Origin of the sequence: Planomicrobium okeanokoites (genome assembly GCF_003428875.1) — a bacterium.
Classification (GTDB): Bacteria; Bacillota; Bacilli; order Bacillales_A; family Planococcaceae; genus Planococcus; species Planococcus okeanokoites.
On the sequence record NZ_QQRS01000001.1, the window covers coordinates 857,446 to 877,099 of the forward strand.

At 44.6% G+C, this 19,654-nt stretch carries 21 protein-coding genes; 7 read left to right on the plus strand and 14 right to left on the minus strand.

Annotated elements, in window-relative coordinates; all coding sequences use genetic code 11:
- Positions 1–12: 12 nt before the first annotated feature.
- Positions 13–1,860: a translational GTPase TypA gene (gene typA, locus D2910_RS04380; RefSeq protein ID WP_084244909.1), complete on the minus strand. Its 1,848-nt coding sequence runs from the start codon at positions 1,858–1,860 to the stop codon at positions 13–15.
- 109 nt (positions 1,861–1,969) lie between these two features.
- Here typA and D2910_RS04385 point away from each other — a divergent pair, with 109 nt between their 5' ends.
- A complete protein-coding gene (locus D2910_RS04385; protein ID WP_084244907.1) occupies positions 1,970–2,155 on the plus strand; it encodes a YlaF family protein in 186 nt (61 codons plus the stop codon).
- A gap of 106 nt (positions 2,156–2,261) precedes the next feature.
- On the opposite strand, the gene D2910_RS04390 is transcribed toward D2910_RS04385, so the two are convergent.
- Positions 2,262–3,053, minus strand: a complete 792-nt coding sequence (locus tag D2910_RS04390; RefSeq protein ID WP_084244905.1) for an inositol monophosphatase family protein — start codon at positions 3,051–3,053, stop codon at positions 2,262–2,264.
- Between the two features lie 86 nt (positions 3,054–3,139).
- Positions 3,140–3,334, minus strand: a complete 195-nt coding sequence (locus D2910_RS04395; protein ID WP_117312501.1) for a hypothetical protein — start codon at positions 3,332–3,334, stop codon at positions 3,140–3,142.
- A gap of 164 nt (positions 3,335–3,498) precedes the next feature.
- On the opposite strand from D2910_RS04395, the gene D2910_RS04400 reads away from it, so the two are divergent.
- Complete coding sequence (locus D2910_RS04400) at positions 3,499–4,125, plus strand: YktB family protein (RefSeq protein WP_084244901.1); 627 nt, start codon at positions 3,499–3,501, stop codon at positions 4,123–4,125.
- Positions 4,126–4,168: 43 nt separating this feature from the next.
- Here the strand turns inward: D2910_RS04400 and D2910_RS04405 are convergent, their stop codons facing one another.
- Both D2910_RS04405 and D2910_RS04410 read right to left on the minus strand, forming a co-directional pair.
- A complete protein-coding gene (locus D2910_RS04405; RefSeq protein WP_084246782.1) occupies positions 4,169–4,444 on the minus strand; it encodes a UPF0223 family protein in 276 nt (91 codons plus the stop codon).
- Positions 4,445–4,458: 14 nt separating this feature from the next.
- Positions 4,459–5,424: an NAD(P)H-dependent flavin oxidoreductase gene (locus tag D2910_RS04410; protein WP_117312502.1), complete on the minus strand. Its 966-nt coding sequence runs from the start codon at positions 5,422–5,424 to the stop codon at positions 4,459–4,461.
- Between the two features lie 134 nt (positions 5,425–5,558).
- On the opposite strand from D2910_RS04410, the gene D2910_RS04415 reads away from it, so the two are divergent.
- Complete coding sequence (locus D2910_RS04415) at positions 5,559–7,028, plus strand: aminotransferase class I/II-fold pyridoxal phosphate-dependent enzyme (RefSeq protein ID WP_117312503.1); 1,470 nt, start codon at positions 5,559–5,561, stop codon at positions 7,026–7,028.
- 138 nt (positions 7,029–7,166) lie between these two features.
- Here D2910_RS04415 and D2910_RS04420 read toward each other — a convergent pair whose 3' ends face one another.
- From D2910_RS04420 to D2910_RS04445, 6 genes are all read right to left on the minus strand, one after another.
- Positions 7,167–8,039, minus strand: a complete 873-nt coding sequence (locus D2910_RS04420; RefSeq protein WP_117312504.1) for a polysaccharide deacetylase family protein — start codon at positions 8,037–8,039, stop codon at positions 7,167–7,169.
- Positions 8,040–8,175: 136 nt separating this feature from the next.
- Positions 8,176–9,585: a dihydrolipoyl dehydrogenase gene (gene lpdA, locus D2910_RS04425; protein ID WP_084244893.1), complete on the minus strand. Its 1,410-nt coding sequence runs from the start codon at positions 9,583–9,585 to the stop codon at positions 8,176–8,178.
- A gap of 4 nt (positions 9,586–9,589) precedes the next feature.
- A complete protein-coding gene (locus D2910_RS04430; RefSeq protein WP_117312505.1) occupies positions 9,590–10,993 on the minus strand; it encodes a dihydrolipoamide acetyltransferase family protein in 1,404 nt (467 codons plus the stop codon).
- Between the two features lie 27 nt (positions 10,994–11,020).
- On the minus strand, positions 11,021–11,998 hold the full coding sequence (locus D2910_RS04435) for an alpha-ketoacid dehydrogenase subunit beta (protein ID WP_084244889.1): 978 nt from the start codon (positions 11,996–11,998) through the stop codon (positions 11,021–11,023).
- A 3-nt stretch (positions 11,999–12,001) separates the two neighbouring features.
- The gene (gene pdhA, locus D2910_RS04440; RefSeq protein ID WP_117312506.1) at positions 12,002–13,114 is read right to left on the minus strand and encodes a pyruvate dehydrogenase (acetyl-transferring) E1 component subunit alpha; all 1,113 of its coding nucleotides are present in this window, start codon (positions 13,112–13,114) and stop codon (positions 12,002–12,004) included.
- 254 nt (positions 13,115–13,368) lie between these two features.
- A complete protein-coding gene (locus tag D2910_RS04445) occupies positions 13,369–14,013 on the minus strand; it encodes a YkyA family protein (RefSeq protein WP_117312507.1) in 645 nt (214 codons plus the stop codon).
- A 146-nt stretch (positions 14,014–14,159) separates the two neighbouring features.
- Between D2910_RS04445 and def the strand changes: the two genes are divergently transcribed.
- Entirely contained in the window at positions 14,160–14,726 is a 567-nt protein-coding gene (gene def, locus D2910_RS04450; protein WP_084244883.1) for a peptide deformylase, read from the plus strand.
- 47 nt (positions 14,727–14,773) lie between these two features.
- On the opposite strand, the gene D2910_RS04455 is transcribed toward def, so the two are convergent.
- Complete coding sequence (locus D2910_RS04455; RefSeq protein WP_117312508.1) at positions 14,774–15,544, minus strand: Cof-type HAD-IIB family hydrolase; 771 nt, start codon at positions 15,542–15,544, stop codon at positions 14,774–14,776.
- 287 nt (positions 15,545–15,831) lie between these two features.
- On the opposite strand from D2910_RS04455, the gene D2910_RS04460 reads away from it, so the two are divergent.
- Positions 15,832–16,044, plus strand: a complete 213-nt coding sequence (locus tag D2910_RS04460; protein ID WP_084244879.1) for a DNA-dependent RNA polymerase subunit epsilon — start codon at positions 15,832–15,834, stop codon at positions 16,042–16,044.
- A 2-nt stretch (positions 16,045–16,046) separates the two neighbouring features.
- On the plus strand, positions 16,047–17,714 hold the full coding sequence (gene rnjA / locus D2910_RS04465; protein WP_084244877.1) for a ribonuclease J1: 1,668 nt from the start codon (positions 16,047–16,049) through the stop codon (positions 17,712–17,714).
- 60 nt (positions 17,715–17,774) lie between these two features.
- Here the strand turns inward: rnjA and D2910_RS04470 are convergent, their stop codons facing one another.
- Positions 17,775–18,434 carry a potassium channel family protein gene (locus D2910_RS04470; protein WP_084244875.1) on the minus strand — a complete coding sequence of 220 codons (660 nt, stop codon included), beginning with the start codon at positions 18,432–18,434 and terminating at the stop codon, positions 17,775–17,777.
- A gap of 75 nt (positions 18,435–18,509) precedes the next feature.
- Complete coding sequence (locus D2910_RS04475) at positions 18,510–18,806, minus strand: hypothetical protein (protein WP_101802009.1); 297 nt, start codon at positions 18,804–18,806, stop codon at positions 18,510–18,512.
- A 305-nt stretch (positions 18,807–19,111) separates the two neighbouring features.
- On the opposite strand from D2910_RS04475, the gene D2910_RS04480 reads away from it, so the two are divergent.
- Positions 19,112–19,651, plus strand: coding sequence for a helix-turn-helix domain-containing protein (locus D2910_RS04480; protein WP_084244871.1), 540 nt, complete (start codon positions 19,112–19,114; stop codon positions 19,649–19,651).
- Positions 19,652–19,654: the final 3 nt, after the last annotated feature.

Consider the following 19,654-nt stretch of genomic DNA (forward strand, 5'->3'; position numbering starts at 1 on the left):
TCCTTCCATACTTTATTCTTCGATGGCAACTTTTTTCTTCTTAGCCATACGCTCACGTTCGTTTTTATCAAGAATCTTCTTGCGCAAACGGATTGTTTGAGGCGTGATTTCACAGTACTCATCATCATTCAAGTACTCAAGTGCTTCTTCAAGGCTCAACAAGCGGGCTTTCTTCATAGTCGTTGTCTGATCTTTATTCGCTGAACGGATGTTAGTTGCAGCTTTGATCTTAACGATGTTTACAGTCAAATCGCTGTCGCGGTTATGTTCGCCGACGATCATGCCTTCGTAGATCTCAGCACCGACTTCAACAAATGCAGTTCCGCGGTCTTCGATTCCCATTAAGCCGTAAGTCGAAACTTTACCGCGCTCCATGGATACCAATACACCCTGACGGCGTCCGCCTACACGGCCTGAAGCCACTGGCTGATAGCTGTCGAATGTATGGTTGATGATTCCGTATCCGCGAGTCTGCGTAAGGAATTCTGTTGTATAACCGATCAACCCGCGAGCAGGTACGTTAAATACCAAACGGACTTGTCCATTACCATTGTTGATCATATCCAGCATTTCGCCTTTACGTTCACCAAGTGATTCAATGATTGCACCCGTATATTCTTCCGGTACATCAACTTGTACACGTTCAACCGGCTCACAGCGTACGCCATCAACCATGCGTACAATTACTTCGGGTTTAGAAACCTGAAGTTCGAATCCTTCACGGCGCATGTTCTCGATAAGGATCGACAAATGCAGTTCTCCGCGTCCAGAGACAATCCATGCATCCGGAGAGTCTGTTGGTTCTACACGCAACGAAACGTCAGTCTCCAATTGAGCATCCAAACGTTCCTGGATTTTTCTTGAAGTAATGAATTTACCTTCTTTACCTGCAAACGGACTGTTGTTGACCAGGAATGTCATTTGTAGGGTAGGTTCATCAATACGCAGAATCGGTAAAGCTTCCTGGTGGTCCTGTGGACACACAGTTTCCCCGACGTTGATATCTTCCATACCAGAAATGGCAATCAGGTCGCCCGCTTCAGCTTTTTGAATTTCAATCCGTTTAAGACCCATGAAACCATGGATTTTCGTAACTCTGAAATTCTTGACTGAACCGTCGAGCTTCATCAAAGCAACAGATTGTCCGACTTCAATTGTTCCGCGGAATACGCGGCCGATACCGATACGGCCGACATAGTCGTTGTAATCAAGTAAAGCGACCTGGAATTGTAGTGGCTCATCTCTGTTATCGACTGGCGCTGGTACATGTTCCATGATTGCATCATAAATAACCTGCATGTTTTCTTCCTGATCTGCAGGATCTGATGAAAGACTTGCAGTACCGTTCATACCTGATGCGAAAACCACCGGGAATTCCAGTTGTTCGTCATTTGCTTCAAGTTCGATGAACAATTCGATGACTTCGTCAACCACTTCTTCAGGGCGTGCGAAATCACGGTCAATTTTGTTTACTACAACGATAGGCTTCAAGTTCTGTTCCAAAGCTTTCTTCAATACAAAGCGTGTTTGTGGCATACAGCCTTCATAAGCATCGACAACTAAAAGGACTCCATCAACCATTTTCATGATACGTTCCACTTCTCCGCCGAAATCGGCGTGTCCAGGTGTATCCAAAATGTTGATTTTAGCTTCTTTATATTGAATCGCAGTATTTTTCGCCAGAATAGTGATTCCGCGTTCTCTTTCAATATCGTTAGAGTCCATTGCACGTTCTTCCACATGTTCGTTAGAACGGAAGATACCTGATTGCTGCAGCAGCTGATCCACAAGCGTCGTTTTACCATGGTCAACGTGGGCAATAATCGCAATGTTTCTTAAATCATTTCGTAAGTTAGTCATAATTTCACTCCAATATTCTTTTTTCATGTCTATAACTGTGCTAGTATAGCACATATAGGGAAAAAACCCTAAGATTTTATTTCAGGTTCCATCAGCAGGAGGAAAATAAATGAAAAACATTAAATGGATTTTCGTTCTATACTCATTAGCGGCATTATTGGCCATGGTCGGAATCGGTCTCGCTGTAGCATTCCGCAGCTTTCCAATGATTTTTTTGGCAATAATCTTATTGGGTGTCGTCATGGTTATGGGCTTCAAGAAAAAACGCTCGATGATCGAAGCAGGGCTACTGTAATAAACGTTTAATTATCTTATTTGATAAAAAAATACCATCTTACAACTGCAATTTCAACACTCCAGTTTGCGGGCAAAAATAAAAAGGATGCTTTTACGCATCCTTTTTATTTTGCTTGAATATAATTTTCCAGTATCCGTGAATGGATGGAAGGATTGGCCGCGAGAAATGTGTCCTGCTTCAACAGGTTGCCAGGTTCGCCCTTAAAGTTGGTGGCAATCGCCCCCACTTCCCTGGCAATCACCATTCCACCTGCTATATCCCACGGAGACAGCCTCATGGAAATATAGGCATCTATTCTGCCGCTGGCGAGATAAGCCAATTCCAGTGCAGCTGAACCATAGGAACGGATGCCGCGCACGTCCTGAATAAGCTTCAACGTTGCGTTATGGTCGAAATAGCGATTCGGAACTGCCCAGGTAGCATTCATTGCCAGGATGGATTCTTCTATACTGGTGTCGTTCAGGTTTTTCAGGCGTTCATCATTATAATAAGCGCCGCCATCCTGCACCCCGTGATAAAGATCGTCATTCACAACATCATATATGTACCCCAATTTGCCGACGCCTTCTTCATAGATGCCCAGGGAAATTGCGAAGTTGCGTTTTTGATGCACAAAATTCATCGTTCCATCAATGGGATCGAGCAACCAGATGACTCCATGATGGTCGCGAATGTCATCCCCGAAACCTTCCTCCCCAAAAATCCGGTGTTCAGGAAAATCCCGGTTGATATTGGATATGAAAAACTGTTCTATTTCTTTATCGATATTTGTAACCAGGTCATTCGCGTCGGATTTCGATTCGATGGATATATCCGACAGGAAAGAGTTCCGGATTTTATGTCCCGCTTCTTTGATCATCGATTTTATATATCTGTCCATAGCGTGCAAATCCATAAAAAAGCCTCCTCTGTTTCCATTAGTATAACGTCAAAAGGCACCCGCTGTCATACTCCAGCAGGTGCCTTTATAAATGTAGGTTATTAAAGCGCATGAAGTGCCTCCAGTTCCACGTGTATTTCCTGAAGCCGTTTTTTGCTTTTCTCTATTTCGCGATTATCTTCTTGCTGCATTGCATCAAAGAGGGAAGCAAGCTCATAATCTAATTCAAGCTTCAATACGTGGATATATTCTTTTTCGACGTCTGCTTTACGGATTATTTGGATCATCTGTTTCATCTTTAGCACCCCTTCCCCTTTTTGATTCCAATAATTCCGAAAAATTAAGGTTGTTATCAATCAATTACCCGAATGCATCAAATCAAAAACGTCTTTCTATAATTTTTTATTGAAGTCCTGTAATATGTATTTCATGTGCATCTTGTAAGGAGGAAATCATTTTTATGTCTTATTGGAACGAGAAACATTTCAAAGTATTTGAAACACCCGGACTGGAAGCCAGAATGGCGGCTTTGGCCGAAAAAGTGCGGCCGAAATTCGAAGAACTGGGTGAACAGTATTCAGCTTATTTCTCGGGTAAAACCGGTGAAGAATTCCATCCGCACGTAGCGAAACACATGCGCCGTACGGTAAATCCGCCAAATGACAGCTGGGTGGCCTTCGCTCCGAATAAACGTGGATATAAGGCGGTTCCGCATTTTCAAATCGGACTTTGGGAGAGCCATGTATTCATCATTCTTGCTGTAATTTACGAAGCGAACGGGAAAGCCGCTATGGCTGAACGGCTTTTGGATTCAGAGCTGATCCATAATCTCCCTGGAGACATGGTGCTGTCCGGCGACCATATGAAACCTGAAGCTTCTTCAGTCGACGAACTGGGCGAGGAAGGACTTAAGAAATTATTGAAGCGCCTGCGGGATGTCAAAAAAGGTGAGTTTGTTATCGGCCGCCACCTCGAACGGGAAGAAGCCGATCATTTGAGCAAGGAGCAATTCGATCAGCTTGCTGAAAAGACGTTCGATGAATTGCTTCCGATTTACAACACGATGCTCGGCAATAATAATCAGTAGATGCAAAAAACCGCAGCGGAAAAATTTCCGCTGCGGTTTTCATTTATTTCTTCATTTTAATATTTGGACCGGTCGGCGATGCCTTCAATTCTTTGACGACAGGAAAACTGGCATAGCCGCTTTCCTCTTCAAATTCCCTGAAATAAGTTTTTTCTTCGGAAATTGCAGGTACCACTTGTTTGAACTTACGGTATCTGGCCATCATATCGTCCCGGCTGATCCCTTTTTCATAAGCCATCTCGATTCCTTCAAAAAATGAAACCACATCCACAATCTCTTCTGTATTCCAATCCATTGAAAAAGGATATGAATAGTCCATCATTTATTCCCTCCTTACTCAAAGCTTCCCCATTTCCTGGAGATGCCAGCCGCTTCTTCCACCATTCTATCAAATAATTCCTGTACAGTGGGCACATCCTGGATCATCCCTGTCACTTGGCCTGCCCAGCCAAACCCCCGCTCAACTTGTCCGTCATATATAAAGCGTTTATTCGCTTCACCGCTGATGTAATCCTTCAGCGAATCGTACGTAGGGGTTTGATGTTCGATTTCAAGGATCCTATCGGTCCAGCTGTTTTTAAGAGTTCGTGCAGGCGCACCGATGCTGCGTTTAATGATAACCGTATCGTTTTCGGTACTGTTGACCAACGCATCCTTATAAGCTTCAGACGCATGAACACATTCTTTCGTCGCAATGAACCGGGTTCCCATTTCCACTCCTTCGGCGCCTAATGCCAGCGCCGCCATCAAGCCACGGCCATCACCGATGCCACCCGATGCAATGACAGGAATCGATACGGCATCAACCACCTGAGGAATCAAAACCATAGTGCCGATATCGTCGCGGCCCAAATGGCCCCCGCCTTCGTGACCGACAACCATTACAGCATCCGCCCCGAGTTTTTCTGCCTTGATGGCCTGTTTACGCGCTGCCACCAGAACCAGTTTTCGAATAGATGTCCCTTCCAGCTGTTCGAATATCGGAGTCGGGTTTCCTCCTGTCATGGAAACGACGGGAACTTTTTCTTCAATTGCCACTTCCAGCATGTGCGAAAACTGGCGGCCGTGATCGCCGATTGCGAAATTGACTCCGAAAGGTTTATCAGTCATTGATCTCACTTTGCGGATTTCATCTCTCAGTTCATCGGGCGAAGACAAGCTCATTGCTGTAATTTGTCCGAGTCCCCCAGCATTGGACACTGCAGCAGCAAGCTCTGCATAGGCCAGATAAGCGAGGCCGCCTTGTATAATGGGTATTTGAATTCCCAGCAATTCAGTTATGCGAGTTTTAAAATGCATAGTGCCACTCCTTTCTTTCTGCTTATCCTGTATTCGATATTGATATGTAAAATCCTTTTATTTTTATAGAATAGCTTGCATCTACATGCTATAATTCATTTTGTTTTCATTTTTATAAGCGAGGTGGTAATCCATTGTCACAATTAGAAACTCCATTATTCGATGCTTTACTGAAGCACCGCAATCGGCATCCGATACAATTCCATATTCCCGGCCATAAAAAGGGCCAGGGCGTCGATCCCGCTTTCCGCGAATTTGTCGGCGATAATATTCTATCCATAGATTTGATCAATATTGCACCGCTCGATGACTTGCACTCACCAAAAGGAGCCATTAAAAAAGCACAGGAATTGGCGGCTCAGGCTTTTGGCGCTGACCAAACTTTCTTCTCGGTCCAAGGAACGAGCGGCGCCATCATGACGATGATCCTGAGTGTGGTCGGTCCGAATGACAAAATTCTCGTTCCCCGCAACGTCCATAAATCCATTATGTCGGCCATCGTTTTTGCAGGCGCTGTTCCGATTTTCATTCATCCTGAAGTGGATCCCGAACTCGGGATTTCACACGGCATCTCTGCAGAAGCTGTAGAAAAAGCTTTGAATGAGTACCCGGATGCCAAAGCCGTACTGGTCATCAACCCTACCTACTTTGGGATAGCGGCTGATTTGAAACGCATTGTCGACATCGCACATGGCCGGGATATTCCTGTGCTGGTCGATGAAGCGCACGGTGTCCATATCCATTTCCATAAAGGCCTGCCTGTTTCGGCAATGGCTGCAGGGGCTGATATGGCTGCCACTTCCGTCCACAAATTGGGTGGTTCCATGACCCAGAGTTCTGTGCTGAATGTCCGGGAAGGTCTCGTTTCAGCGAAACGTGTCCAGTCGACCTTGTCGATGCTGACGACAACCTCAACTTCCTATCCTATCCTGGCGTCTCTGGATACAGCCAGAAGGCAATTGGCCATCCACGGAGCGGACCTGATCGATCAGGCCATCCGCCTGGCGAACGATGCCCGTAAACGGATCAATAAAATCGCGCATTTGAATTGTGTAGGCAAAGAATTGCTCAAGACTTCTGCCACCTATGACATGGATCCGACGAAATTACTGATCAGCGTAAAAAATCTCGGCATCACAGGCCATCAGGCTGAAGAATGGCTGCGGGAGAACGCCAATATCGAAATTGAGCTTTCCGACCTTTACAATATACTGTGCCTGGTTACCATTGGAGATACGCGAAAAGAATTGAACTTGCTGGTAAACGCGCTGCAGCGGATGAGCGAAGCTTTTGATCATGAGGCTGCAATTATAGAGCCGACAGTTCTGCTTCCCGATATCCCGAGATTGGCGATGACTCCGCGGGACGCTTTTTATGCGACTACTGAAGTTGTAGAGATTGACGATGCTGTCGGACGCATTTCAGCCGAGTTCATCATGGTGTATCCACCCGGCATCCCTATCTTCATTCCAGGTGAAATCATCACGCAGGAAAATATCGAATATATCCACATGAACGTGGAAGCGGGATTGCCGGTTCAGGGACCCGAAGACGATACCTTAAAAATGTTGCGCGTCATTAAAGAACAGCTCGCAATCAGGTAAAGAAAAGCGACTCGAGGGGCTGGGCGCTGGAGTCTGGACACGAAAACACTTTTTTCTAAAAATCATCATACTTAAAAAGTTATACTTTCTTGTCCATTAAAAAAACCGGAAGTGCAGAATTTGCACTTCCGGTTTTTGTTATTCGACGCCTTCAATTGCAGCTGGATCAATAAATTCATAGCCTTTTTCTTCCAGCCCCTGGACAATTGCCGGCAATGCTTCAGCAGTCCAGGCGCGGTCATGCATCAGAAGGTTCGCTCCGTCACGCAGGTATTCCGTGTTCACCATGATATCAGCTAAAGCGCCAGCTTCCATGTACTGCTGCTCCCAGTCATAGCCGAATGTCCAGTTCATCAGCACCATTCCTTCTTCTTCCACCAAAGCTCTGCTGAAATCGGTGTTGACGCCATGAGGCGCACGGAAGAATTCTGGACGTTCACCGATAATCTCTTCAATACGATCATTCAACGAAACTATTTCTTCACGCTGCTGGTCTTCAGGAATTGTTTTCAAGTTTGGATGTGAATATGTATGATTGCCAATAGCAAATCCCATATCATGAATTTTCTTCAAGTTTTCTTCTTCTTCGTCTGTATCAATGAAGTGGCCATTTACAAAAAAGATTGCTGGTACATTCAATTCCTTTAACGTTTCAGCCATAGCTACACCTTGCTTGTCCGGGGCATCATCAATCGTAATCAAGACCGCTTGCGGATTCGCATCCGAAATCGGCTCTACTGACGAGTTGGCAGGATTTACACGATAAAGCGGTTCAGCCTGCACCGTCTCCCCTTCTTCATCTGCGTTCTCTTCAGTTTCCTCTTCTTCAGTCAATTCTTCCTCAGCTACGTCTGCATCAGCGGAATCCTCCACCGATTCTTCCTTCGTTTCAGAAGTTGTTTCTTCAGTTTCATTAGTTGCATCAGTTGCAGCTGAGTTATCTTCGCCGCTTGAACAAGCGGTCAAAAGAGCCAATCCTGCTGCCATCAATATCCATTTTGCCTGTATCATCTGTAGAATCACCTTAGCCCTTTCGCACATAATATTACCACATTTCTACAACTCTTATCAAAACAAATCAAAAAAAATACTCCTCATCCCGCAGCAAAACTGTGGTTGAGGAGTATCCAAATTATAGCAAGAACTCTTATTTGATAATATGGATCGGCGTTCCAAGGGCAACTTCTGCTGCTTCCATTGAAATTTCAGCCAATGTAGGGTGAGCGTGAATCGTCATGGCGATATCTTCCACAGTCATTCCTGCTTCGATTGCCAATCCGAGTTCAGCGATCATATCAGAAGCGCCAACGCCAACGATTTGAGCGCCAAGCAATAAACCGTCGGATTTACGTGAAACCAATTTCACGAAACCGTCAGTTGCGTTAAGCGACAAAGCACGGCCGTTAGCAGCGAATGGGAATTTCGCAGCTGAAGCTTCGAAACCTTCCTCTTTAGCCTGTTCTTCAGACAGACCGACGCTCGCAAGTTCCGGATCTGTAAAGCAGACAGCCGGGATAGCCATATAATCAACTTCAGACTTCTCGCCTGCAATTGCTTCAGCAGCTACTTTACCTTCGTAAGACGCTTTATGCGCCAATTGAAGTCCAGCTACCACGTCACCGATTGCATAGATGTTAGGGATGCTTGTACGGCATTGTTTGTCGACTTCGACAAGACCGCGCTCGCTCATCTTGATGTTCAATTCTTCAAGACCCATTTCATCAGTATTCGGACGGCGTCCAACAGTCACCAATACGTAATCGGCATCAACGGTTTTCTCTTCTCCGCCTGCTTCATAAGTAACGCTGACTCCTGAGTCCGTTTCTTCTACGCCTTTAGCGGAAGCCTTCGTGATGACTTCAACACCTTTTTTCTTCAATCCTTTTTTGACGATGGCTGTCATCTGTTTTTCAAATCCAGCAAGGATATCTGGTGCACCTTCAAGAATCGTCACTTCAGATCCCATATTCGCAAAAGCAGTTCCAAGTTCCGTTCCGATATAACCGCCGCCGATCACGACAAGTTTTCCTGGAAGTTCCTGAAGCGCCAAAGCGCCAGTTGAATTGATAACGCGTTTTGTGAATTTGAAAGATGGGATTTCTACCGGACGAGATCCTGTAGCAATGATCGCATTCTTGAATTTATAAGTTTGCGATGATTTGTCATCCATCACTTTTACAGTGTTCTCATCGACGAAATAAGCTTCACCACGGACAATCTCGACTTTATTGCCTTTCAATAAAGACTCGACGCCGCCAGTCAATTTTTTAACAACACCGTCTTTGAAAGCCTGGGCTTTTTCAAAGTTCAGCTCTACTTCTTTAGCTACAACACCCATGTCTTCGGAATGCTGAGCTTCTTCAAAACGGTGACCTACGGAAATCATCGCTTTCGAAGGGATACATCCGACGTTCAGACAAACGCCTCCGATATATTCTTTTTCAACGATTGTAACTTTTTGGCCAGTCTGCGCTGCGCGGATTGCTGCTACATATCCGCCAGGGCCTGAACCGATGACGAGCGTATCTGTTTCGATTGGAAAATCTCCTACTACCATAATTTTACGCCTCCATTAATAGTAATTCTGGTTCACTTAACAAACGTTTGATGTGATTCAACGCATGCTGCGCTGTCGCTCCGTCGATCATACGGTGATCGAAGCTCAATGATAATGCTAACACAGGAGCGGCTACAATTTCACCATTTTTAACTACAGGCTTTTCAGCGATGCGGCCGATTCCAAGAATCGCCACTTCCGGATGGTTGATGACCGGAGTGAACCACTGCCCGCCTGCAGAACCGATATTAGTGATCGAGCAAGATGCGCCTTTCATTTCCGCTGAAGTCAATTTACCTTCGCGCGCTTTGGTTGCAAGGGTGTTGATTTCATCGGAAATAGCGAATACCGATTTACGGTCCGCATTTTTAATAACTGGAACCAGCAGACCTTTTTCAGTGTCAGCCGCAATTCCGATATTATAATAATGCTTCTGGATCACTTCGCTTGTTTCATCATCAAACGACGTATTAAGTGCCGGGAATTCACGCAATGTGCTGACCAGCGCTTTCACTACGTATGGAAGGTAAGTCAATTTAATCTCTTTCTCAGCGGCGATGTCCTTGAATTTTTTGCGGTGTGCAACAAGTTCTGTCACATCCACTTCATCCATCAAAGCAACATGTGGAGCTGTGTGTTTGGAATGAACCATCGCTTTCGCAATCGCTTTGCGCATTCCAGACATTTTCTCGCGTGTTTCCGGGAATTCGCCTTCAGGCACTGCAGGTGCTGCCGCAGCTGTTTCTTCTTTAGGCGCTGATTCTTCAGGTGATGCAGCCGCTTTTTCGGCCGTTGCTTCTTTTGCAGGCTCATCAGCTTTTTGATCGCCGCTCAGGAATGCTTCCACATCTTCTTTCATGATGCGGCCATTATTTCCTGAACCTTTGACTTTCTTGATATCAACATCTTTATCACGCGCAAATTTGCGGACAGACGGCATGGCGATAATTCGTGCATTCGGATCTGTTTCCGCCGATTCATCTGCCTGCGGCTGTTTGCCGGCACCAGTGTCGCCTTCAGGTTTCTGCTCTTTTGCAGGTTCCTTCTCGACATCCTGGCCGGATTCAGCAGTACCAGCCTGAACTTGCTCTTCAGTTTCTTCTTCCGCTTCAGGAGCTGATTCCTCTTTTTCGGTTTCAGCATCAGTTTCAGCTGCTCCGCCATCTTCATCCGGAGAATCAATTCGGACAAGCACGTCACCGACTACTGCCACTGTGCCTTCTTCCACCAGTACTTCTTCAACTGTCCCGGAAACCGGTGATGGAATTTCAACAACTGCTTTATCGTTTTGGACTTCTACCAGTACATCATCTTCTTCGATCTTATCGCCGGCTTTGACGAACCATTTTACGATTTCACCTTCGTGGATACCTTCTCCGATATCCGGCAAACGAAATTCATAAGCCATCAGTTTCACCCTTTCTTCTCTATCTATTTAAAAAGTAAGCACTTTTTTCGCTGTTTCTACTATATCCTTCGCATTAGGAAGCCAAACTTCCTCTGCTTGCGAGAATGCAAATACAGTATCTGGAGCTGTTACACGCAGTACTGGTGCATCCAGGCTTAATATTGCACGATCTGTGATTTCCGCAACAACGTTTGCAGCAATTCCAGCTTGTTTTTGAGCTTCCTGAACCACCATTGCACGGCCCGTTTTCTCGACAGATGCAATGATTGTTTCGATATCAAGCGGCTGTACCGTACGCAAATCGATGACTTCAACAGAGTACTCTTCTTTTTCAAGTTCTTCTGCAGCTTTCATGCTTTCCTGAACCATTGCGCCATAAGCGATGATGGTCAAGTCTTTTCCTTCACGCTTCACTTCAGCTTTACCTAAAGGAATCGTATATTCTTCTTCAGGCACTTCCATGCGGAATGAACGATACAATTTCATGTGCTCAAGGAAAATAACCGGATCGTTATCGCGAATTGCAGATAACAGCAAACCTTTTGCATCATATGGATTGGATGGAATTACCACTTTCAAGCCTGGCGACGCTGCCATCAGGCCTTCAAGTGAATCAGCGTGCATTTCAGGCGTATGGACGCCGCCGCCGAATGGTGAACGGATAGTGATTGGTGCATGCTGGCTGCCGCCGCTGCGGTAGCGCATACGCGCCATCTGGCCGCTGATTGAGTCCATCACTTCAAAAACGAATCCGAAAAATTGGATTTCAGGTACAGGACGATACCCTTGCAACGCCAAACCGATCGCCAATCCACCTATTCCTGATTCTGCTAAAGGTGTATCGAAAACACGGTCTTCCCCAAATTCTTTCTGAAGACCTTCAGTCGCACGGAATACACCGCCGTTATTACCGACGTCTTCACCAAAAACAAGAACATTTTCATCATTTTTCAGCTCTAGTTTCAGAGCTTCCGTAATCGCTTGGATCATTGTTAACTGTGCCATGGCTTACTTCGACTCCTTTGCTTTATAAATATCCATCTGCTCTTTAACATTGAATGGCATTTCTTCATACATGATACCGAGCAAGTCAGTGACTTTCTGTTTCGGAGCTGCATCAGCTTTCTTAATCGCTGCTTTGATTTCTTCTTTTGCCTGCTCCATCACTTCGTTTTCTTTCTCTTCGCTCCACAAGCCTTTGCCTTCAAGATATTTGCGGAAACGAACCAATGGATCTTTCTTTTCCCATTCGCTGTCAATATCCGAAGTGCGGTAGCGTGTCGGGTCATCCCCTGCCATTGTATGAGGGCCATAACGGTAGCAGAATGTTTCGATCAATGTCGGTCCATCCCCTTTAATAGCGCGCTCACGGGCATCGCGAGTCACTGCATAAACAGCAAGCGGATCCATTCCATCGACGAAAATTCCAGGAATACCTGCTGCTACAGCTTTTTGTGCTACTGTTTTAGCGGCAGTCTGAACTTCACGCGGAGTAGAGATTGCATACTGGTTATTTTGAACAATAAAAATAGCAGGCGCGCGGAAAGATCCGGCAAAGTTGATTCCTTCATAGAAATCCCCTTGTGAAGAACCGCCTTCTCCGGTATAAGTGATTGCAACCGCTTCTTTTTTGCGTTTCTGGATACCAAGAGCAACTCCAGTTGCTTGAATATATTGAGCTCCGATGATGATTTGAGGCGGAAGCACATTCAAACCTTCCGGCATCTGATTGCCCATGAAATGTCCGCGGGAGAAAAGGAATGCCTGTTCAAGCGGCCATCCGTGCCAGATCAATTGAGGGACATCACGATATCCAGGCAAGATGAAATCGTCTTTTTTCAATGCAAAATGAGAAGCGATCTGTGACGCTTCCTGTCCTGCAGTCGGTGCATAGAATCCAAGGCGCCCCTGGCGGTTAAGTGAAATTGAGCGCTGATCAAGAATACGGGTATAAACCATTCTTCTCATCAATTCCTGCAAATCTTCATCCGAGAGATTCGGATTTGCCTCTTCATTTACGATTTCGCCTTCTTCATTCAAAATCTGGAACATTTCAAACTTCTCTTCGATTTCACTCAGTGTTTTCACTGGATCGAACTGCTGTGATTTTTTCGCAGCCATAAAAGCAACTCTCCTTTTAATCTGTATTAAAATTCTTAACAATTTTTAGTAATACAAGCGCATATTCCTATTCAGTATACGTTACTTGATTTAGACGGTCAATCATGACGAACCTTTATACAGCAAGCATCTAAAATACGCAGAATATTCGTAAACAGAAAATCTGTATCATTGACAAGGAGCAACCTGTACTATATAACAGACGAATCTTCAGCATCTTTTATAGCACAGAAAAAAGCGACCCTATGGCCGCTTTACTCGCTGTCTGCATTCATTTTTTCAATCAGGCTATTTTTCATTTCATTGAACTGTTCAGTTTGTTCATTGAATTCTGTAACAGCATTTTGAACTTCTTTGTTCTTGTCATTCACTGTCACTGTCTTTTCCTGAAGGACCTGTAATTCAGTCTCTTCGTTTACAAGCATCTCATAAAGTTCTTTTTGTTCTGCCGCCAGTTCTTCGTATGCTGCTGTAAATTTTTCATGAGCATCAAAACGGTCATGCATTTTTGTTTTCAATGCAGTCAAATCGTTTTTCAATTCTTCGTCTTCTGTCTCTTCGATCACAGTATCGATTTCCTGGAAGGCTTCTTCAGCTGAATCCATTGAAGCTTTTTCAGTTTCCAGCAGTTCAAGGCGCTGCTCTACTGAGGCAATGGCTTCTTCAGCATTCGCTTTAACATCTTCTTGCTGCTCTTGCGTCAAAGCCATGATGGATTCGAACTTTTCCTGTTCTGCAGTTTCAAGTTCTTCCATTTCACTTTGAGTATCGCGGTAATCGCTCTCTGCTTCAAATGTATCTTTCAGCACCGAGTCCAATTGCTCTTCTGTCGAAGGACCTGAACACGCGCTTAAAAGCAACGCACTTGAAATTCCTGTTGCCAATATGTATCTTTTCAATCGAAACCCTCCTTATAACATGATTTAACTATATTATGATGCTCAAAAAAATACAACTGCCAATATAAGCAATTTTTCTTTCGCGTACTGCCGGCCTTGCGTTATACTGAAAGGCATATGAAAGTTGATTGAAAGGATTGAGTAGAGTGATTTTAATGAAAGACATCATACGAGAAGGCCATCCGACACTTCGGGAACGGGCGAAAGACGTTGAGCTTCCCCTTTCTGCTGAAGATAAAAAGCTGGCGGAAGATTTGATGGAATATGTTGTAAACAGCCAAAACGAAGAAATGATCGAAAAATATGATCTTCGTCCCGGCGTCGGCATCGCCGCGCCGCAGATCAATGTGGCGAAACGGATTTTTGCCATCCATTTTGATGAGGATTCAGGCGAAGACTTGAGCATCATCGCAATCAATCCGAAAATCGTCAGCCATTCCGTCGAAAAAGCATATCTTGCTTCAGGTGAAGGCTGTTTATCGGTTGACCGTTCGATACCTGGCTATGTTCCGCGGTATGCGAGAATCACCGTCAAAGCTTTCGATCTTGAGGGCAAAGAATTTAAATTGCGCCTTAAAGGACTGCCTGCCATAGCATTCCAGCACGAACTGGATCATTTGAACGGCGTCATGTTCTTTGATCATATCAATCCTGACAATCCATTCGCGGAAATTGAAAATGCCACGCCAATATCGCGTGATATAGAAGAATAGAATAAAAAGGCTGGCGGAATTCATCCGTCAGCCTTTTTATATTTAAATTATATTAAGCCAAGATGCACGAAAGCTTTTGCCAATCCATCGTCATCCACATGTTCAGTAATATAGGATGCAACTTTCTTGGTTTCAGGATGGCCGTTGTCCATCGCGACACTGAAGCCTGCCGTCTTCATCATCTGAAGGTCATTCAAGCCGTCTCCGAAAGCGATTGTATCTTCTATGGAATGTCCGGTCTCTGCAATCAGTTTTTCGATGCCGCTTGCCTTCGATCCGCCCTTCGGCAGAATGTCGCATGAGACCCGATGCCATCTTACGAATTGAAAATCCTTAAAATTTTCGTGATACTGCGCTTCTTCTTCTTTTGTACAAAATACCAGCGATTGATAGATTTCATTGTCAAGATGAAAATCCCGCTCAGTCACTGGGTGTGGAAACTTCAAACTTTTCAAGCTTTCATCAATATCCGGATGATAATCAATGGAAGAAATCATCTTTTTGCTGTTCATGAAAACAAGCGGGTGATCTCTTTCTTCTGCAAAATGGACCACTTTTTCAAGCAAAGCGGGATCCAGCGCCTCCGTATGTACAACCTCGTCATTGTGGACTATATATTGCCCATTAAAAGTGATGAACGTTTGGATGTTCAGCTTTTCCAAAAGATCGGTGATCATGAATGGTGCACGGCCTGTGGCGATTGCCAGATCATGGCCATTTGCCCGAGCGCTCTGCAATGCTTCAAAAGCAGATTCAGGCAGCTCCTTTTTAGAATTCAACAAAGTTCCATCAATATCCAACAATAATAATTTTCCCATAATGTCAGTCTCCAATCCATTGCCTGGCGTTGATCGCCGGCCATTTCAATTCTTTACTTTTGTCAGAAAATACAGTATTATTTACATAAGGAGTGAGCAGCCATGCTGAAACGTTTGAAAAGAAAACTTCTCAGAAGGCTTAACGGTATCATGAACAAAAAGAAAATTGCATAGCCATTATAGCCCTTCTTCCTAAAATAAGAAGGGCTATTCTTTATTTTAGAACAATGACATGATAATATAAAGAAAGTGAATTTATTTTGAACGTGGAAAAAGGAGAGCAAACTATGATTTTTAAAGTTTATTACCAAGAGAACCGCCATGAGGTGCCAGTTCGCGAAAATACTAAGAGCCTCTATGTTGAAGCTTCATCCGAGCGTGAAGTGAGAACTCATCTGAAAGACCGTAATTATAATATCGAGCTTGTCCAATTGCTCGAAGGCAGCCACCTTGAGTACGAACAGGCCAGCCAAAACTATGAAGTTGAGAGTATCGACTGATCATGAAATTCGTAAAAAATGATCAGACAGCCGTTTTCGCGCTCGGCGGACTGGGCGAAATCGGAAAGAATACTTACGGTGTCCAATTCCAGGATGAAATCATCCTGATTGATGCCGGCATCAAATTCCCGGAAGACGATTTGCTCGGAATCGATTACGTTATTCCGGATTACACTTATTTAGTAAAAAATGCCGATAAGATCAAAGGCCTTTTCATCACCCACGGCCATGAAGACCATATCGGCGGTGTTGCCTATCTATTAAAGAAAATCAATATCCCAGTATATGCCGGCAAGCTGGCACTTGGTCTATTGCGCAAGAAATTGGAAGAGCATGGCCTGCTCCGCCAAACAAAACTTATCGAAGTCGGCGAAGATGATGTCATCAAATTCCGCAAAACTTCCGTGAGCTTCTTCAGTGTAACTCACAGTATTCCGGATGCATTCGGTATCGTTGTCAAAACACCGCCGGGCAATATCGTCCATACAGGAGATTTCAAATTCGATTTCACTCCTGTCGGTGAACCGGCTAACCTTTTGAAAATGGCTCAAATCGGCAGTGAAGGCGTTCTTTGCCTGCTGTCCGACAGCACAAATGCTGAAATCCCTAACTTCACCATGTCCGAACGCAAAGTCGGTGATACGATCAAAGATATCATGCGTAAAGTTGACGGACGTCTTATTTTCGCCACTTTCGCATCCAATATCTATCGGCTTCAGCAAGTAACGGATGAAGCAGTTGCGCAGGGCCGTAAAATAGCTGTTTTTGGTCGAAGCATGGAAAATGCCATGACAATCGGCCGTGAGCTTGGCTACATCAATGCTCCTGAAGATGCTTTTGTCGATACACAAACGTTGAATCGCCTGCCCGCCAATGAAGCTTTGATTCTTTGCACAGGCTCGCAAGGTGAACCAATGGCCGCGTTGTCACGCATCGCCAATGGTACACATCGCCAGATCCAGATTCAGCCGAATGATACGGTCGTCTTCTCCTCTTCCCCAATTCCGGGGAATACGAGCAGCGTCAACCGCACCATCAACTTGCTATTCCGTGCAGGAGCCGATGTCATCCATGGTTCCCTGAACAATATCCATACATCCGGCCACGGTTCACAGGAAGAGAACAAGCTGATGCTCCGTTTGATCAAACCGAAATACTTCATGCCGATCCATGGTGAATACCGTATGCAGAAACAGCACGCGCAGCTTGCCATAGATTGCGACGTTCCACCTGAAAACACGTTCATCATGGAAAATGGTGATGTGTTGGCGCTGGGCGCTGACGAAGCTTCGGTTGCTGGCCGCATCCCTTCCGGAGATGTTTACATCGACGGCAGCGGAATTGGCGACATCGGCAATATCGTATTGCGCGACCGCCGTGTCCTTTCTGAAGAAGGATTGGTCATCGTCGTAGTCAGCGTGGATATGAAAAACAATAAAATGGTGTCTGGCCCTGATATCATCTCCCGCGGTTTCGTGTATATGCGCGAGTCCGGAACGATGATCTACGAAGCCCAGCAAATGCTGAACCGCCATCTGAAAAAGAAAATCCATGGCAAAGATACGGATTGGCCAGAACTGAAAAATGATATTTCAGATGTTCTTGGACCATACCTGTACGAAAAAACAAAACGCCGTCCGATGATTCTTCCTGTTATTATGGAAGTCTAAGAAGACATTAAAAAGGAGGTCCCGTTATGGGACCTCCTTTTTCTCATTTATAAGAACATACTAATTCAACATCTTCTTCTCAAAACGGTTGATATCTGCATCCGATCCGATGATGATCAGAATATCCTGCAATTGGATCTCCATGTCAGCCTGCGGAGAAACGATGATATCTTTCCCCCGTTTGATGGCCACGATGTTAATGCCGTAATTTGCGCGGATATCCAGTCCGATCAATGTAAAGCCTGCCAATCTTTCATTGGCCTTCACTTCCATGATCGAATGCTCATCTGAAAGTTCCAGATAGTCCAGCACATTATTCGAAAGCATATTATGGGCAATACGGATACCCATATCCCGCTCCGGATGCACCACTTTATCGGCGCCTATCTTATCCAGCACTTTCGCGTGGTAATCGTTTTGTGCTTTTACGGTTATTTTTTTGACGCCGATTTCCTTCAGCATAAGCGTTGTTAAAATACTGGCTTGAATATTTTCACCGATCGCAACAATGACATGCTCAAAATTGCGTATGCCAAGTGATTTCAGAACAGATTCATCAGTTGTATCGGCCACAACTGCCTGCGTCGCGATGCTTGCGAACTCATCCACTCTCTCGGTATCCTTATCGATCGCCATTACATCCGCATCCTGTTCAATCAGTTCGCGGACGATGCTGCCTCCGAATCTTCCCAGCCCTATCACTACAAATTCCTTTTTCATATCCATCCTCCAAATCCTTGCTCTAGCTATAGTCTACCATAATATTTTTTCCATGGATAAGTAAAAAAACCCCGCTTATCGGCGGGGGTCAAGTGGTCGTTTCGGTCGGTTCTCACAGTATTCACAATCGATATCGCTGCAAGCTTCCTCACGCCATTCATTGCAGCTGGCACAATAGCTTGCGTCGAATTCGTCATCGAATGTCAAAGGCGACAAACAGTGGTGGCAGTATGTATGCACTTCCATCCAGTTGATGACTTTCTTGTTGGCTACAAGGTAAAGTCCTTGCTGATCTTGTTTATAATTCATAATCGATGATTTTTGCACTGCACGATGTTTCGGGTCCAGGAAAAAATTCATTTTGTCATTCATTTTGGTCACTCCTAAATTAGTGGACAGGCTGTTTGCAGCATTACTGATCGTCCTTTTAACAACTAAATCTTACATTATAATAAAATAATCTTTTTGCACTTTCTCTATAATAGTAAATACACCCTCCACATTGCAATAGAAATGAACCAATTATTTTAAATAAATTTCACTTGATTTCCGTTAAAAATTATTGCGTTTTTCTAAGCGCTAATAGTAAACTGTAAGTATATTATTACTAAACTTTCAAAATCGAAAGTTTGCTGAAAATAAACTTAACAATCTGCCTCATTTAAGGGAGGAGCCATATGGAGATCGGTACAAAAATTAAAAGTCTCCGTCTAAAAAACGGATTGACCCAGGAAGAATTAGGTGAACGCACAGACTTAAGCAAAGGTTTCATCTCACAGCTGGAACGTGATATGAACTCGCCTTCCATTGAAACTTTTTTTACCTTGCTCGAAGTTTTAGGGACGACGCCAAAAGAGTTTTTTGATGACGCCGATTCGCCGCAGGTCATCTACTCATCGAAAGACCACCGTGTGCATAAGGATGAAGAGGCTGGCTATGAAGTGGATTGGCTCATCCCAACTTCCTATAAGAAGGAAATGGAACCCATCTATCTTACACTGTTTGAAAGCGGCCAGTATAAAAGATTCGAACCTTCCCAAGCCGAAACTTTCATTTATGTACTTGAAGGCAAAGTGCGCCTTGTGCTGGGTGAAGAAGAATATATAGCAGTCGCCGGCGATTCCATTTATTACGAAGCTTCCCAGCACCATCAATTAGTCAATGCCGGAACAGGCAAATGTGAAATGATCATCAGTGCTACACACTCTTATCTATAATTC

Bases quoted from the DNA above. Each gene is read 5' to 3' on its own strand.
- typA (WP_084244909.1), bottom strand. From the start codon at position 1,860: ATGACTAACTTACGAAATGATTTAAGAAACATTGCGATTATTGCCCAC.
- D2910_RS04385 (WP_084244907.1), top strand. From the start codon at position 1,970: ATGAAAAACATTAAATGGATTTTCGTTCTATACTCATTAGCGGCATTA.
- D2910_RS04390 (WP_084244905.1), bottom strand. From the start codon at position 3,053: ATGGATTTGCACGCTATGGACAGATATATAAAATCGATGATCAAAGAA.
- D2910_RS04395 (WP_117312501.1), bottom strand. From the start codon at position 3,334: ATGAAACAGATGATCCAAATAATCCGTAAAGCAGACGTCGAAAAAGAA.
- D2910_RS04400 (WP_084244901.1), top strand. From the start codon at position 3,499: ATGTCTTATTGGAACGAGAAACATTTCAAAGTATTTGAAACACCCGGA.
- D2910_RS04405 (WP_084246782.1), bottom strand. From the start codon at position 4,444: ATGGACTATTCATATCCTTTTTCAATGGATTGGAATACAGAAGAGATT.
- D2910_RS04410 (WP_117312502.1), bottom strand. From the start codon at position 5,424: ATGCATTTTAAAACTCGCATAACTGAATTGCTGGGAATTCAAATACCC.
- D2910_RS04420 (WP_117312504.1), bottom strand. From the start codon at position 8,039: ATGATACAGGCAAAATGGATATTGATGGCAGCAGGATTGGCTCTTTTG.
- lpdA (WP_084244893.1), bottom strand. From the start codon at position 9,585: ATGGTAGTAGGAGATTTTCCAATCGAAACAGATACGCTCGTCATCGGT.
- D2910_RS04430 (WP_117312505.1), bottom strand. From the start codon at position 10,993: ATGGCTTATGAATTTCGTTTGCCGGATATCGGAGAAGGTATCCACGAA.
- D2910_RS04435 (WP_084244889.1), bottom strand. From the start codon at position 11,998: ATGGCACAGTTAACAATGATCCAAGCGATTACGGAAGCTCTGAAACTA.
- pdhA (WP_117312506.1), bottom strand. From the start codon at position 13,114: ATGGCTGCGAAAAAATCACAGCAGTTCGATCCAGTGAAAACACTGAGT.
- D2910_RS04455 (WP_117312508.1), bottom strand. From the start codon at position 15,544: ATGGGAAAATTATTATTGTTGGATATTGATGGAACTTTGTTGAATTCT.
- D2910_RS04460 (WP_084244879.1), top strand. From the start codon at position 15,832: ATGATTTTTAAAGTTTATTACCAAGAGAACCGCCATGAGGTGCCAGTT.
- rnjA (WP_084244877.1), top strand. From the start codon at position 16,047: ATGAAATTCGTAAAAAATGATCAGACAGCCGTTTTCGCGCTCGGCGGA.
- D2910_RS04470 (WP_084244875.1), bottom strand. From the start codon at position 18,434: ATGAAAAAGGAATTTGTAGTGATAGGGCTGGGAAGATTCGGAGGCAGC.
- D2910_RS04475 (WP_101802009.1), bottom strand. From the start codon at position 18,806: ATGAATGACAAAATGAATTTTTTCCTGGACCCGAAACATCGTGCAGTG.
- D2910_RS04480 (WP_084244871.1), top strand. From the start codon at position 19,112: ATGGAGATCGGTACAAAAATTAAAAGTCTCCGTCTAAAAAACGGATTG.